This window comes from Microbacterium sp. SORGH_AS_0505, from assembly GCF_030818715.1.
Lineage (GTDB): Bacteria > Actinomycetota > Actinomycetes > Actinomycetales > Microbacteriaceae > Microbacterium.
Genome location: NZ_JAUTAT010000001.1, coordinates 1,323,782 through 1,338,008, shown reverse-complemented (window position 1 = coordinate 1,338,008; position 14,227 = coordinate 1,323,782). Strand labels below are relative to the sequence as shown.

The 14,227-nt window shown below is 70.0% G+C and carries 14 protein-coding genes; 6 read left to right on the top strand and 8 right to left on the bottom strand.

What is annotated here, in order from left to right; genetic code table 11:
* Window positions 1-35: 35 nt before the first annotated feature.
* From QE428_RS06615 to QE428_RS06595, 5 genes are read right to left on the bottom strand one after another with little or no spacing between them, the layout of a single operon-like run.
* A complete protein-coding gene (locus QE428_RS06615) occupies window positions 36-749 on the bottom strand; it encodes a FadR/GntR family transcriptional regulator (protein ID WP_307467227.1) in 714 nt (237 codons plus the stop codon).
* Entirely contained in the window at window positions 746-1,519 is a 774-nt protein-coding gene (locus QE428_RS06610; protein WP_020097807.1) for a 3-oxoacyl-ACP reductase, read from the bottom strand. Before QE428_RS06610 ends, QE428_RS06615 begins: the two co-directional genes overlap by 4 nt.
* Window positions 1,520-1,538: 19 nt before the next feature.
* The gene (locus QE428_RS06605; RefSeq protein ID WP_307467223.1) at window positions 1,539-2,894 is read right to left on the bottom strand and encodes an aldehyde dehydrogenase; all 1,356 of its coding nucleotides are present in this window, start codon (window positions 2,892-2,894) and stop codon (window positions 1,539-1,541) included.
* On the bottom strand, window positions 2,891-3,661 hold the full coding sequence (locus QE428_RS06600; RefSeq protein ID WP_307467220.1) for a gamma-glutamyl-gamma-aminobutyrate hydrolase family protein: 771 nt from the start codon (window positions 3,659-3,661) through the stop codon (window positions 2,891-2,893). The genes QE428_RS06605 and QE428_RS06600 overlap by 4 nt, the downstream gene beginning before the upstream one ends.
* Complete coding sequence (locus tag QE428_RS06595) at window positions 3,642-4,997, bottom strand: glutamine synthetase family protein (RefSeq protein ID WP_307467218.1); 1,356 nt, start codon at window positions 4,995-4,997, stop codon at window positions 3,642-3,644. The genes QE428_RS06600 and QE428_RS06595 overlap by 20 nt, the downstream gene beginning before the upstream one ends.
* A gap of 172 nt (window positions 4,998-5,169) precedes the next feature.
* Between QE428_RS06595 and QE428_RS06590 the strand changes: the two genes are divergently transcribed.
* On the top strand, window positions 5,170-6,714 hold the full coding sequence (locus QE428_RS06590) for an amino acid permease (RefSeq protein WP_307467215.1): 1,545 nt from the start codon (window positions 5,170-5,172) through the stop codon (window positions 6,712-6,714).
* Between the two features lie 172 nt (window positions 6,715-6,886).
* Here QE428_RS06590 and QE428_RS06585 read toward each other — a convergent pair whose 3' ends face one another.
* Window positions 6,887-7,372: a GNAT family N-acetyltransferase gene (locus QE428_RS06585; RefSeq protein ID WP_307467213.1), complete on the bottom strand. Its 486-nt coding sequence runs from the start codon at window positions 7,370-7,372 to the stop codon at window positions 6,887-6,889.
* Between the two features lie 128 nt (window positions 7,373-7,500).
* Between QE428_RS06585 and QE428_RS06580 the strand changes: the two genes are divergently transcribed.
* Entirely contained in the window at window positions 7,501-7,929 is a 429-nt protein-coding gene (locus tag QE428_RS06580) for a GNAT family N-acetyltransferase (protein ID WP_307467211.1), read from the top strand.
* Window positions 7,930-7,982: 53 nt separating this feature from the next.
* On the opposite strand, the gene QE428_RS06575 is transcribed toward QE428_RS06580, so the two are convergent.
* A complete protein-coding gene (locus tag QE428_RS06575) occupies window positions 7,983-10,508 on the bottom strand; it encodes an ATP-dependent Clp protease ATP-binding subunit (RefSeq protein WP_091359890.1) in 2,526 nt (841 codons plus the stop codon).
* A 171-nt stretch (window positions 10,509-10,679) separates the two neighbouring features.
* Here QE428_RS06575 and QE428_RS06570 point away from each other — a divergent pair, with 171 nt between their 5' ends.
* The 4 genes from QE428_RS06570 to QE428_RS06555 are packed head-to-tail and all read left to right on the top strand — an operon-like array spanning window position 10,680 to window position 12,997.
* Complete coding sequence (locus QE428_RS06570; protein ID WP_307467206.1) at window positions 10,680-11,420, top strand: hypothetical protein; 741 nt, start codon at window positions 10,680-10,682, stop codon at window positions 11,418-11,420.
* Between the two features lies 1 nt (window position 11,421).
* Window positions 11,422-12,186: a hypothetical protein gene (locus tag QE428_RS06565; protein WP_307467203.1), complete on the top strand. Its 765-nt coding sequence runs from the start codon at window positions 11,422-11,424 to the stop codon at window positions 12,184-12,186.
* Window positions 12,186-12,770 carry a hypothetical protein gene (locus tag QE428_RS06560; protein WP_307467200.1) on the top strand — a complete coding sequence of 195 codons (585 nt, stop codon included), beginning with the start codon at window positions 12,186-12,188 and terminating at the stop codon, window positions 12,768-12,770. Before QE428_RS06565 ends, QE428_RS06560 begins: the two co-directional genes overlap by 1 nt.
* The gene (locus tag QE428_RS06555) at window positions 12,767-12,997 is read left to right on the top strand and encodes a helix-turn-helix transcriptional regulator (RefSeq protein ID WP_307467196.1); all 231 of its coding nucleotides are present in this window, start codon (window positions 12,767-12,769) and stop codon (window positions 12,995-12,997) included. The genes QE428_RS06560 and QE428_RS06555 overlap by 4 nt, the downstream gene beginning before the upstream one ends.
* A 148-nt stretch (window positions 12,998-13,145) precedes the next feature.
* On the opposite strand, the gene QE428_RS06550 is transcribed toward QE428_RS06555, so the two are convergent.
* The gene (locus QE428_RS06550; RefSeq protein ID WP_307467193.1) at window positions 13,146-14,039 is read right to left on the bottom strand and encodes an endonuclease domain-containing protein; all 894 of its coding nucleotides are present in this window, start codon (window positions 14,037-14,039) and stop codon (window positions 13,146-13,148) included.
* Window positions 14,040-14,227 lie beyond the last annotated feature (188 nt).

The window sequence follows — 14,227 nt, the reverse complement described above, 5'->3', positions numbered from 1 at the left end:
CATGCGACAGCGGTCGGGCGTCCGTCGCCGCGACCTCAGCCCAAGAACCCGCGCAGCAGCGCCTCCGACCCGGCGAGGTGCTCGAGCACCGCCGCCTCGGCGGCATCCGGCTTGCCCGCCAGGATCGCCGCGACGATCCGCTCGTGCTGCGCGTCGGAGTGCTCGATGTTGCGCGGCAGCAGCGGGAACGTGTCGAGCCACGCGTTGATGCGGGCCCGGTTCTCGACGACCAAGGGGAGCAGCGACGGGATGCCGCTGGCCTCCGCGATCGCCAGGTGCAGCAGCGAGTCGAGCCGGCGGTACTCCCCTTCTGCGGCTCCGACGGTCGCGCGGTGGCGTTCCTTGAGCGCGGAGCGGGCGGCATCCGACAGCGCCTGCGACGCCGCGGCGCGCGCGGCTCCCGCCTCGAGCACGCGGCGCAGGCCCAGGATGTCCTCGAGCTCCGCCGCGTCGACGGGTCCCGCGGGCATCGGCAACGGATCGGCGACGAACGTGCCGCCGTACCGGCCGCGCCGCCGCTCGACGTAGCCCGCGTCGGCGAGCTCGCCGATCGCCTGCCGGACGGTGTCGCGGCTGACGCCGTAGCGCTCGGCGAGGTCGCGCTCCGAGGGGAGCGACTCCCCCGGAGCGACGACGCCGAGCCGGACGGTCTGCACGAGACGCGCGACGGTGTCTTCGAGCGCGTTGCCGCCGCGCACCGGCCGGTAGACGGTGCGGCCGAGGTCGGGCGACGACGCGGCGCGGGTCACAGCGGCGTCACGTAGGCGTTGGTGATGCCGCCGTCGACGACGAACGCGTTGGCGGTGATGAACGAGGAGTCGTCCGAGGCGAGGAACGCGACGGCGGCCGCCATCTCCTCGGGTTCGGCGAAGCGGCCCATCGGCACGTGCACCAGGCGGCGCTGGGCGCGCTCGGGGTCCTTCGCGAACAGTTCCTGCAGCAGGGGCGTGTTGACCGGTCCCGGGCAGAGCGCGTTGACGCGGATGCCCTGCCGGGCGAACTGCACGCCGAGCTCGCGGGTCATGGCGAGCACGCCGCCCTTCGACGCGGTGTACGAGATCTGCGACGTCGCCGAGCCCAGCAGCGCCACGAACGACGCTGTGTTGATGATCGAGCCCTTCCCCGCGGGAACCATGTGACGCAGGGCCGCGCGCGAGCAGAGGTAGACGCTCTTGAGGTTGACGTCCTGCACCTTGTCCCACGCGGGCAGCTCGGTCGTCTCGATCGAGTCGTCGTCGGCGGGCGAGATGCCGGCGTTGTTGAACGCGATGTCGACCGAGCCGAGGTCGGCGGCGACGCCGTCGAAGAGCGCGTCGACGGATGCCTGGTCTGCGACGTTCACCTGGCGGAAGACGCCGCCCACCTCGTCGGCGGCCTTCTGCCCGGTCACGGGGTCGAGGTCGGCGATGACGACGCGGGCTCCCTCGGCGGCGAACCGCCGCGCGGTCGCGAGGCCGATGCCGCTGGCACCGCCGGTGATGATGGCGACGCGGTCGCGCAGTCGCTGGGTGAGGTCCATTCGGGGAGGTCCTTCCGGGTCAGGAGGTGGCGTAGAAGACGTTCTTTGTCTGGGTGAAGTGCTCGGCGGCGTCGGGTCCGAGTTCGCGGCCGAGGCCCGAGGCCTTCATGCCGCCGAACGGGGTCGTGTAGCGGACCGACGAGTGCGAGTTGACCGACAGCACGCCGCTCTGCACGCCTCGGGAGACGCGGATGCCGCGGCCCAGGTCGCGCGTCCAGATCGAGCCCGCGAGGCCGTAGACGGTGTCGTTGGCGAGCGAGATCGCGTCGGCCTCGTCGTCGAACGGCAGCACCGCGACGACGGGTCCGAAGACCTCCTCGGTCGCGATGCGGTCGCCGCGGCCGGCGAGGACGACCGTCGGCGCGAACCAGAACCCGTCGCCGTCGGGCGCGGAGCCGCGGAACGCGACGTCGGCCCCGTCGATGTACCCGGCGACGCGATCGCGCTGACCGGCTGAGATGAGCGGGCCCATCTCGGTCGACTCGTCGTTCGGGTCGCCGACGCGCCAGGCGGAGACGGCGGGCTCGACGAGTTCGAGGAACCGGTCGAACACCGAGCGCTCGACGAGCAGCCGGCTGCGGGCGCAGCAGTCCTGCCCCGCGTTGTCGAAGACCGAGCCGGGGACGGCCGCGGCGGCCGCCTCGAGATCGGCGTCGGCGAACACGATGTTGGCGCTCTTGCCGCCGAGTTCGAGCGTCACGGGCTTGAGCTCGCGCGCGCAGCCCGCGGCGACCTCGGTCCCGACACGCGTCGATCCGGTGAAGACGACCTTGCGCACGTCGGGATGCGTCACGAATCGCTCGCCGACGACGGGTCCGGCTCCCGGGATGACGGTGAAGACGCCGTCCGGCAGCCCCGCCTCGAGCGCGAGGTCGCCGAGGCGCATCGCGGTCAGCGGGGTCATCTCGGCGGGCTTCAGCACGACGGCGTTGCCGGCGGCGAGCGCCGGAGCGAAGCCCCACGCTGCGATCGTCATCGGGAAGTTCCACGGCACGATGATCCCGACGACCCCGTACGGCTCGTGGTAGGTCACGTCGAGTCCGCCGGCGACGGGGATCTGGCTGCCGATCAGGCGTTCCGGCGCGCCGGCGTAGTAGTTCAGCACCTGCGCGACGTGCGAGGCCTCCCACCGGGCGGACGAGATCGGATGCCCCGCCTCGAGCACCTCGAGTTGGGCGAGCTCCTCGACGTGTTCCTCGACGACGCGCGCGAAGTTCCGGAGCGCATGGGCGCGGGCGACGGGGGCGAGCTCGGCCCACGCGCGCTGCGCGCGGACGGCGCGGGCGATCGCGGCATCCGTCTCGTCGACCGACGCGAGTGCGACGTCACGGACGGCAGCGCCGGTGGCGGGGTTCAGGACCGTGAAGGCGCTCATGCGGTGACCCCCCGGTGCGCGACGGCGTAGGCGTCGGCCGCGGCGACCAGGCCGAGGAAGAGACGCCGGTCGGCGGAGTTCTCCTCGGGGTGCCACTGCACCGCCACGAGGTAGTCGTCGCCGGGCGTCTCGAACGCCTGCACGAGGCCGTCGTCGGTGCGCGCGGTCACGACGAGCCCCTCGCCGAGGCGGTCGATGCCCTGGTGGTGGTAGCTGTGGACGCCGTACGGACCGGCACCGACCAGGCCCGCGAGCTTCGTGTCGGCATCCACCTCGACGGTGTTCTCGGCGAAGACGCCGCCGCCGATCTTGTAGCGCTCGGTGCCGAGGGCCTCGGGCAGGTGCTGGTGCAGCGTGCCGCCGTAAGCGACGTTGATCAGCTGCAGGCCGCGGCAGATGCCGAAGACCGGGATGCCGTGTTCGCGGGCGCCGGCGAGCAGGGCGAGCTCCCACTCGTCGCGGTCCGCGCGGGCAGGATCCGTGAGCGGATGCCGGGGCGCACCGTACAGCTCGGGCTGCACGTCGAGCCCGCCGGTCAGGATCAGCCCGTCGAGACCGTCGAGCACGACCTCGGCGGCAGCGCGCGCGGCGGGCTGCGGGGGCAGCAGCACGGCGACGCCGCCCGACGCGGTCACGGCATCGAAGTACTGCTGCGGCAGGAAGCTCGCGCGGACGTCCCAGACGCCTTGGACGGCCCGTTCGAGGTAGGTGGTGAGCCCGATGACGGGGCGTCGGCCGCCCGCGGGATCAGAGACGTTCGAAGCCACGGATGCGCTCCCAGTCGGTCACGGCGGCGTCGTAGGCGAGGACCTCGACGCGCGCCTGGTGCAGGTAGTGGGCCACGACCTCGTCGCCGAACGCGGCGCGGGCGATCTCGGAGGCCTCGAAGAGGTCCGCCGCCTCGCGCAGCGTCGTCGGCAGGTGGTCGACGTCGGAGTCGTAGGCGTTGCCGGTGAGCGGCGCGGGCAGCGGGAGTTCGTGCTCGACGCCGTACAGGCCGCCGGCGATGATCGCCGAGATCGCGAGGTAGGGGTTCACGTCGCCGCCCGGCACGCGGTTCTCCACGCGCAGCGACGACCCCGTGCCCACCACGCGCAGCGCGCACGTGCGGTTGTCGACACCCCACGCGATGCCGGTCGGCGCGAACGATCCCTTCGCGAAGCGCTTGTAGGAGTTGATGGTCGGCGCGTAGAGCAGCGTGAATTCGCGGAGGGTCGCGAGGATGCCGGCGATCCAGTGCTCCATGAGCGGACTGAACCCGTGCTCGCCGTCGCCGGCCATGACGGCCTCTCCGTCCTCGCCGCGGACCGAGAGGTGGATGTGGCAGCTGTTGCCCTCGCGCTGGTCGAACTTCGCCATGAACGTCAGCGACTTACCGTGCGCGTCGGCGATCTCCTTGGCGCCGTTCTTGTAGATCGTGTGCTGGTCGGCCGTTTCGAGCACCTCGGCGAAGCGGAACGCGATCTCCTGCTGCCCGTCGTGGCACTCGCCCTTCACGCCCTCGCAGTACAGACCCGCGCCCTCCATGCCACGGCGGATGTCGCGCAGCAGGGGTTCCAGCCGGGTGGTCGCGAGCAGGTTGTAGTCGACGTTGTAGTCGGTGGATGCCTGGAGCCCGACGTAGCGCTTGGCCCAGGCATCCCGGAACGAGTCGTCGAAGACGATGAACTCGAGCTCCGTGCCCGAGTAGGCGACGAGTCCGCGGTCGGCGAGGCGCTGACGCTGCGCGTTCAGGATGCCGCGCGGCGACTGGACCACGGCGCCGCCGCGCACGTACTCGAGGTCGGCCATGACGAGCGCGGTCGCCGGCTGCCAGGGGATGCGGCGGAGCGTCGCCATGTCGGGACGCAGCACGAGGTCACCGTAGCCCTTGTCCCAGCCCGACATCTCGTAGCCGTCGATCGTGTTCACGTCGACGTCGACCGACAGCAGGTAGTCGCACACCTCCGCGCCGTGACCGGCGACCTCGTCGAGCCAGAACCGGCCCGCGACGCGCTTGCCGACGAGGCGCCCCTGGGCGTCGGGGAAGGCGACGATCACCGTGTCGATCTCGTCCTTCGCGATCGCGTCGGCGAGCTCGTCCACCGTCAGATTTCCGGGCATCGGTCGTCCTTCCGTCGCGCTCTATGCGGGATCGTCGTGTGCCTGTAACGAGAACGCTACATGCCAAAGGTAGACACGGCATACCAATAGACGCCACACTCTTCCGCAAGGCGTGAGCCAGCGCGCCGACCCGACCGGCGCGCTGGGCGCCGACCCGCAGCCAGGAGGTCTCATGACGAATCCGAGCACCACTCCCCCCGCGACCGGCGGCGTCCGCTACGCCCGAGCGGAGGACGGCTACTTCGAGAAACGGACCCTGAAGCGCTCCGCCGGAGTCTGGGGACTCTGGGGCCTCGCGGTCGCCGCCGTCATCTCGGGCGACTTCTCGGGGTGGAATTTCGGCATCGGCTTCGCCGGGTTCGGCGGCATGCTGATCGCCTTCGCCGTGCTCGTGCTCATGTACTACGGCCTCACCTTCTCGATCGGCGAAATGGCGGCGGCCATGCCGCACACGGGCGGCGCCTACTCGTTCTCGCGCTCGGCGATGGGGCCCTGGGGAGGGCTCGCGACGGGCCTCGCCGAGACGATCGAGTACGTCGCGACGACCGCGGTGGTGGTCTACTTCTCCGGGCAGTATGCGGATTCCGCTCTGTCGCTCCTGACCGGCGTGAGCCTGCCGCCGTGGCTGTGGTGGATCATCCTCTACGCGCTTTTCATCACCCTGAACGCTGCGGGAGCCGCTGTCTCGTTCGGCTTCGCGATCGTCGTCTCGATCATCTCGATCGGCATCATCGTCGTCTTCGGCGTGATGGCACTCGCCTCCGGAGCATTCAGCTGGGACGCCCTGTGGGACATGGCCCCGAATCCCGACGCGATCGCTTCGTCGACGTTCCTTCCCGAGGGCATCGGCGCGGTCCTGCTGGCTCTCCCGTTCGCGATGTGGTTCTTCCTCGGGATCGAGGAGCTTCCGCTCGCTGCCGAGGAGTCCCACAACCCCGCCCGCGACATCCCGCGTGCCGGACTCTGGGCACGCGGAACCCTCATCGTCACGGGCCTCATCGTGCTGTTCCTCAACACCGGCGTGCTCGGCGCCGAGGTCACCGGCGATTCGGTCGAGCCTCTCCTCGACGGCTTCACGGCGTTCCTTCCGGAACAGGCTGCGGCGATCCTGTCGCTGCTCGCCCTCGTCGGCCTGCTCGCTTCGCTGATGGGCATCATGTTCGCGTACGGACGCAACATGTACTCGCTGTCCCGGGCGGGGTACTACCCGCGCTGGCTGTCGCTGACCGGCAAGCGGCAGACCCCGTGGGTCGCGCTGACATTCGGCGCCGTGCTCGGATTCATCGCCCTCGTCATCCTCCAGGCCGCCGGTGGCGACACGAGCCCCGCCGGGGCGATCGTCCTGAACATCGCGGTGTGGGGCGCGGTGCTCGCCTACTTCCTGCAGATGGTGTCGTTCATCATCCTGCGCAAGAAGTTCCCCCACGCCGAGCGGCCCTACAAGAGCCCGTGGGGATTGTTCGGCGCCTACTCGGCCGCGATCATCGCCGCGATCGTCTTCGTCGGGCTGCTCTTCAACCCGGCCTACCTGCTGGCGATCGTCGCGATCATCATCGTGTACGTCGTGATCTTCATCGGGTTCGCCGTCTACGGCCGGAAGCGCCTCATCCTCTCGCCCGAGGAGGAGTACGCCCTCTCGGGCGGCCTGCACGGAGACCCGCAGCGCGAGGGCTACGACGCGATGGAGAAGGACGTCTTCGGCGACCATCGGTCCTGACAGAGCCGGACGGGCCGGGCGCTGCTGAGGGCGCGCCCGGTCCGTTCGCACGTTCGCCCCTGCTCGCGGCCATTCCCTGTTCGCGGATGCAATAGTTCACACCCGACACGCCGACCATCGGACGACGGATGCCGGGTGTCGCCCGGCATCCATTGCATCCGCTGACGGCCGCTCAGAGCGGACGGCGCAGGCACACGAGTCGCTGGCGCGACTCCCACGACGGGACCTCGACGAAGCCCTGCCGCGCGTACAGGGCGAGCGCGTCCACACGCCAATCCCAGACCGACAGCCGCAGGCCCGTCGCACCGGCGGCTCGGCCGCGGGCCGAGGCATCCGCCATCAGGGCGGATCCGGCACCTGACCGGCGCCCCGCGGGAGTGACCCAGAGGCGCTTGATCTCGACATCGGCGCCCGCGCGGTGCAGCACCGCCATGCCGATCGCCTCGCCGTCACGATCCGCGACGATGACGTCGGCACCGGCGAAGGATGCCGCGGCATCGCGCACCTCGGCCGCGTATCGCTCGGGCAGCTCGCCGGGTGCGGCGACACCGTGCGCGACCTTCTCGCCTTCGGTCTGGGCGTGATAGTCCGCCAGCATCGCCGAGACCGGCCCGCGATCTGCACCGTGGAGATCGGCGGGGCGAATGGAGACGGTCACCCGACCATCCTCCCGTGTTCGCGGATGCAATACTCCGCGCCCGGCACGCCGACGATCGGACCAGGGATGCCGCGTGTCGCCCGGCATCCCTTGCATCCGTCACCGCGCGCACGCGCTTGAATGGACGGATGCGCTGGACGACCCGCCCCTCGACGCCCGACGACGCGACGTGGATCGCAGAGCTCAGAGCCGTGGTCATGCGCCCGGACCTCGAGCGCCTCGGCCGGTACGACGAGCATCGCGTGCGGCAGCGGTTCCTCGACGCCTTCGATCCGGCCCGCACTCGCGTGATCGTCGTCGACGGAACGGATGCCGGTTCGATCGCCGTCCGACCCGCCGCCGACGGCACCTGGGTCGAGCACTTCTACCTCGCCGAGCGGATCCAGGGGCACGGCGTCGGCACCGAGATCCTGCGGGCGACGCTCGCGGAGTCCTACCCGACCCCGTGGCGTCTCAACGTCCTGCAGGGCAGCCCCGCCCGCCGCCTGTATGAGCGGCACGGCTTCACGCTCGACAGCGAGGACGACGTCGACGTCTTCCTGGTGCGCCACGCCTGAACGACGAAGGGGCCGGACGCCTCTCGGCATCCGACCCCTGTCGCTCTGGTCGCTTACGACCCGGCGATGATGTCCGGGCTCGCGGTGATCTCGCCCGCGGCGCCCACGCCGACCGCTTCGCGGCCTTCCTGGCGGGTCGTTTCGAAGACGAAGGCGTTGTTCTCGACGTCGACCGCGACGTGGTCGCCGGCGTTCAGCTCGCCCCGGAGGATCCGCTCGGAGAGCTGGTCCTCGACCTCGCGCTGCATGGCGCGACGCAGGGGCCGGGCGCCGAGTGTCGGGTCGAATCCGATCTCGATGAGGCGGTCCTTGGCGGCATCCGTCAGCGCGACCGTCATGTCACGGTCGAGCAGACGCTCGCTGAGGCGCTTGGTGAACAGCGTCACGATCTGGCGCAGCTCGGCCTTGTTGAGCTGCGGGAAGACGATGACGTCGTCGACGCGGTTGAGGAACTCGGGCTTGAAGTGACGCTTCAGCTCCTCGTCGACCTTGCCCTTCATCCGCTCGTAGGTCGTCTGCGAGTTGCCCTCGACCTGGAAGCCGACCGGACCACCGGCGATCGCCGACGAACCGAGGTTCGTCGTCATGATGATCACGGTGTTCTTGAAGTCGACCACGCGGCCCTGACCATCGGTCAGGCGACCCTCTTCGAGGATCTGCAGCAGCGAGTTGAAGATGTCCGGGTGGGCCTTCTCGATCTCGTCGAACAGGACCACGGAGAACGGCTTGCGGCGCACCTTCTCGGTGAGCTGGCCGCCCTCTTCGAAGCCGACGAACCCGGGAGGGGCACCGAACAGTCGCGAGACCGTGTGCTTCTCGCCGAACTCCGACATGTCGAGGGAGATCAGTGCGCCCTCGTCGTCGAAGAGGAACTCGGCGAGCGCCTTGGCGAGCTCGGTCTTTCCGACACCCGTGGGGCCGGCGAAGATGAACGAGCCCGACGGGCGGTTCGGGTCCTTGAGTCCCGCACGCTGACGGCGGATCGTGCGGGAGAGGGCCGCGATGGCCTCCTCCTGACCGATGACGCGCTGGTGCAGGGCCTTCTCCATGAAGACGAGACGGCTGGTCTCCTCCTCGGTGAGCTTGAAGACCGGGATGCCGGTGGCCTGCGCCAGGACCTCGGCGATCAGCCCCTCGTCGACGACCGCGTGCGACGCGACGTCACCCGAGCGCCACTGCTTCTCGAGGCGGAGGCGCTCGGCCAGGAGCGACTTCTCCTCGTCGCGCAGGGCGGCGGCTTTCTCGAAGTCCTGCTCCTCGCTGGCGGCTTCCTTGTCCTCGCGGACCTTGGCGATCTTGTCGTCGAATTCGCGCAGCTCCGGCGGGCTCGACAGGATCGACAGGCGCAGGCGTGCGCCGGCCTCGTCGATCAGGTCGATGGCCTTGTCGGGCAGGAAGCGGTCCGAGACGTACCGGTCGGAGAGGTTCGCCGCGGCGACGATGGCGCCGTCGGTGATCTGCACCTTGTGGTGCGCCTCGTAGCGGTCGCGCAGCCCCTTCAGGATGTTGATCGCGTGAGGGAGGCTCGGCTCCGCCACCTGGATCGGCTGGAAGCGGCGCTCCAGCGCGGCATCCTTCTCGAAGTGCTTGCGGTACTCGTCGAGCGTCGTCGCACCGATCGTCTGCAGCTCACCGCGGGCGAGCAGCGGCTTCAGGATGCTGGCGGCGTCGATCGCGCCTTCGGCGGCACCCGCACCCACGAGGGTGTGGATCTCGTCGATGAAGACGATGATGTCGCCGCGCGTGCGGATCTCCTTGGTGACCTTCTTCAGGCGCTCCTCGAAGTCACCGCGGTAGCGGGAACCGGCGATGAGCGAACCGAGGTCGAGCGAGTAGACCTGCTTGTCCTTGAGTGTCTCGGGCACCTCGCCCTTGACGATCGCCTGGGCGAGGCCCTCGACGACGGCGGTCTTGCCGACGCCGGGCTCACCGATGAGGACCGGGTTGTTCTTCGAGCGGCGCGACAGGATCTGCATCACGCGCTCGATCTCCTTCTCGCGCCCGATGACGGGGTCGAGCTTGTTGTCGCGCGCGGCCTGGGTCAGGTTGCGGCCGAACTGGTCGAGGACGGCCGAACCGCCCTGCGCCGTGGCCTGGGCCTGCTCGCCGGCACCAGCGGAGACGCCCGCGGGCTCCTTGCCCTGGTAGCCGCTGAGCAGCTGGATGACCTGCTGGCGGACCTTGTTCAGGTCGGCGCCGAGCTTGACGAGAACCTGCGCGGCGACACCCTCACCCTCGCGGATGAGACCCAGCAGGATGTGCTCGGTGCCGATGTAGTTGTGGCCCAGCTGCAGCGCTTCGCGCAGTGACAGCTCGAGCACCTTCTTGGCACGCGGCGTGAACGGGATGTGTCCCGTCGGCTGCTGCTGCCCCTGGCCGATGATGTCCTGGACCTGCTCGCGCACGGCGTCGAGCGAGATGCCGAGGCTCTCGAGGGCCTTGGCGGCGACGCCTTCGCCCTCGTGGATCAGGCCGAGGAGAATGTGCTCCGTGCCGATGTAATTGTGGTTCAGCATCTTCGCCTCTTCTTGGGCGAGCACCACCACACGACGTGCACGGTCTGTGAATCTCTCGAACATCGTCTCCACCTCCACTCGACGCACTGGCGGCGTCTTACGTAGAGGCTAACGACGGCGGGATGCCGGTATGCCCGTGTTCGCCGTGGGCATACGGGATGCCGGGGCTTGCGGCCGCGGCATCCGTGGGCATAACGTTTCTCGATAACAACGAATGTCGATATGGGGGCGGGAATGGTTTCAGGGACGGATCTGCCGACCGTGCTGCTGTGGGGTGGTGTGGGGCTCGCGGTGGTCGCAGCGATTGTGGCTCTGATGGTCTGGGACGCGCGGCGACGGAAGTCGCCGTCGATTCTGCTCGACGTCATCGCGGCGATGGCCCGCGTATGGGTCGCGATCGTGCTGCTCGGCGCCGGGCTCCTGATCATCCGCGGTTTCACCACCGCGCCGTACGACATCGCCGCGATGCCCATCTCACCGGCATGGCCGACGAGCCTGCCGTGTCAGACGAGCGGCTACGAGCCCACCGGCGCAACCGAGCTGTACTGCGCCAGCGCCGACACCGCCCACGCCACCGTCAGCGGGCTAGATGGCGGACTCCGCGCACTCCTCACTGCGGGCGACCTGCTCTCACTGCTCGTGCTCGGCGTTCCGGGACTCGTGATCGCGGTGCTGAGTCAGCGGGCCGTCGTCGGAGCCGCGTTCGCGGCGAGGACGTCCCGGTGGCTGCTCATCAGCGCGATCATCGTGCTCGTCGCAGGGACGCTCGGCCCGATGCTGACGGACATCGGGTCCGCTCTGGTCGCGCAGCAGGTGCTCCCTCCGGCGGACGCGAATGTCGCGGTCGCCGCGGGGCGGACGTTTAGCATCGCGCCACCCCTTTGGCCGCTGGGCGTCGCGCTGGGGCTCGCGGCGTTGAGCGTGATCTTCCGACAGGGTGCGCGACTCCAGCGCGAGACCGAGGGGTTGGTGTGACATGGCACGGTGGATGCTGATCATCGGGGCGGTGCTCGTCGTCATCCTGATCGTGGGGACGATCCTGGCGTTCGCGCTGGCGACAGCGAAGAAGCAGCGAGCCGGTCAGGACCCGACGACCCTGGTCCACCTCACGCGGGTCATCGCGATCATCTGGGCCGGAGTGGCCGTGATCGGGGCATTGATCGCCCTCCTCACCGCACTGCTCGCTCCGGGTGTCGCCATCACGATGCCGATCCGCGAGTTCTGGCCGCAGCTGCCCGACACGGTGCAGCTTGATTCGGACACCGTGCGGCGAGTGTCCGGCGGGTTCACCGAGGTCACCCTCACGGTCGATGGTCTTGACGCGACGTCGCGCGTCCTCTGGGCGTTGAGTCAAGCGATCACCTGGGTGATCCCCGGCTTCGTCGCACTCTTCGTCGCGGTCACCTGTTCGCGCCTCCTGTCAGGCGCCGCGTTCACCCCGGTCGTCGCCAAGATGGCCGTCACCACGGGCACGATCATTGCGCTCGGCGGCGTCACGGCGCAGGTCATGGGGGACATCGCGGGAAGCATGGCGTCGACGCAGCTCTTCGGCGCGAAGGGCGGCGGATGGGAGGGCGATTTCCCGGGTATCGACAACGTCTTCGACGCCTGGCTGCCCTCCGCCAACGTCCTCATCTCGTTCCCCATCTGGCCGATCGCGGTGGGGCTCGGCTTCGCTGTGCTCGCCGCGATCCTCCGCTACGGCTCGCGTCTGCAGCGGGACGTGAAGGGGCTCGTCTGATGGCCGCCACGACCCAGACCTCGGGCGCGCTCGATCTGATCGTTTACGGCGTCGCCGCCTCGGTCGCAGCCCTGGCCGTCGCGGCGTTCCGGATCGCCGAGATCCTCGGGCCCGACGGCCCCGCTGTGACAGTCGGAGGGGATGCGGCATCCACCTCGCTCAGACTCGCATCCGGCGCGGCGATCGACGCCGTGGTCGTCCGCGCGCCCGACCTCGGCGCGGGAGGCCGAGTCTGGATGATCGGCGCGGTCGTGCTCGCCACCGTCGCGGCGATCATCGTCTCCGCAGCGCTCATGCGGGTCGCCTTCGCGGTTCGCCGGGGTCGCGTGTTCACGGGCGGCGCGACGCGCGCGCTGACCGTGATCGCCGGCACCCTCACCGTCGCGGTGTTCGCATGGCCGATCGTCGACGGCATGGGGCGACAGCATGCGCTGCAATCGCTCGGCATCCGGTTCGAGACGCTGTCGATGCTCGACCTGCTGCCCCTGCTGCCACTCCTGCTCGCCGCCGTCGCGGCCGCCGTACTGGCTGGCGCCTTCGCACAGGGTGAGCGGCTGCAGCGCGACACCGAGGGGCTCGTGTGAGTCCCGCCGAAGAGGACGAGCTCACCGGCATCCACTGTCGGCTCGACGAACTGCTCGCGGCCCGCGGCATGACGCTGACCCGGCTGTCCGAGATCGTGGGGCTCTCGGTCGTGAACCTGTCGATCCTCAAGAACGACCGCGCCCGCGCGATCCGGTACTCGACCCTGTCGGCGATCTGCCGCGCCCTCGACTGCGAAGTCGGCGACCTGCTGGTCCGCGCGGACTGATGCCGCCTCGGTTCCGGGGACGCGATGCGTCGTCTACGCGACCCGCCTCCGGCATGTCGCGTCCCTGGAACCGACGACACCTCCACTCCCGGGACGCATCGTGTCGCTTCGAGCACGCACACGCGACAGGCCGCGTCCCCGGAGCACCTCACCTCGCGAGCGCCCGACGAACCCGCGCGACGACGCCCTCTGCCTCCCTGAACAGGTGCTCTTTCGTCACCCGGATGACGACCCACCCGGCGGCGGCGAGCGCCTCGTGCCGGTCGATGTCCCGCGCCCACTGCCGCGGATCGACGGCGTGGTGACCGCCCTCGTACTCGATCGCGACCCGCTGCCGCGGATACGCGAGGTCGAGACACGCGACCACGCGTCCACCGACGACGAGGTTCCAGTTGAGATCAGGCTCCGGAAGTCCTCCGTCGATCAACGCGAGACGGCACCAGGTCTCGGGGCGGGATGCCGACCGTTCTCGCACGAGCGGAAGCGCGAGACGCAGCCGCTCCATCCCGATCCGCCGTCCGCCTGAGATGGATGCCGCGAGGTCGTCGATCGTCGCCAATGCGGACGGATCCCCACGGAACATGGGGGTCCGCACGACCGCGTCACCCGCCGCGACCAGGTCGCGCACGTCGGGAAGCACCGCGCCGAGTGTCGCCCAGGTGCTCGCCGGGGCGAGCACCTGCACTCCCCACCGCGGGTGGCGGCACACTCGTGTCGAGGCATGAACGAGGCGGTGTCCTCGGACGCTCCCGCCGCGGGGTGTGCGGCCCGGGCCGAGTACGGCGACATCCGGCATCGCCGCGCGGAGCACGACCTGTGGAAGGGGCAGACCCCACAGGACCGCCGCCGTGACATGACTGAAGAACTGCGCTTCAGGCATGGTGGCGGCGTACGCAAGCACGGCTCGCAGGTGCGCGTCGGCGTCGTCCGCCGCCGGCGACTCGAAGTGGACGCGCACCCCGCGGAACGGCCGGTCGAGGTCGCGGGACCTCAGCCGACGAGGGGAGACACCGGCATCCTTCGCCGCTGCCACGGAGAACACGCGGCCCAGACTCGACGGCAGCGGTCTCGGTTTCATCGGCCCAGAGTCGCGGGGCATCGCAGCCTGCGGGATCGCCGTGGCCCGATCGGGGAAAGACCGCTCGCACGCTGTCGTGGGGAGAACGAGTTCCGGGGACGCGGAACGCCGCAAAGGACCGCGCGGGGCGGCAGCCGGCGTCCCCGGAACCG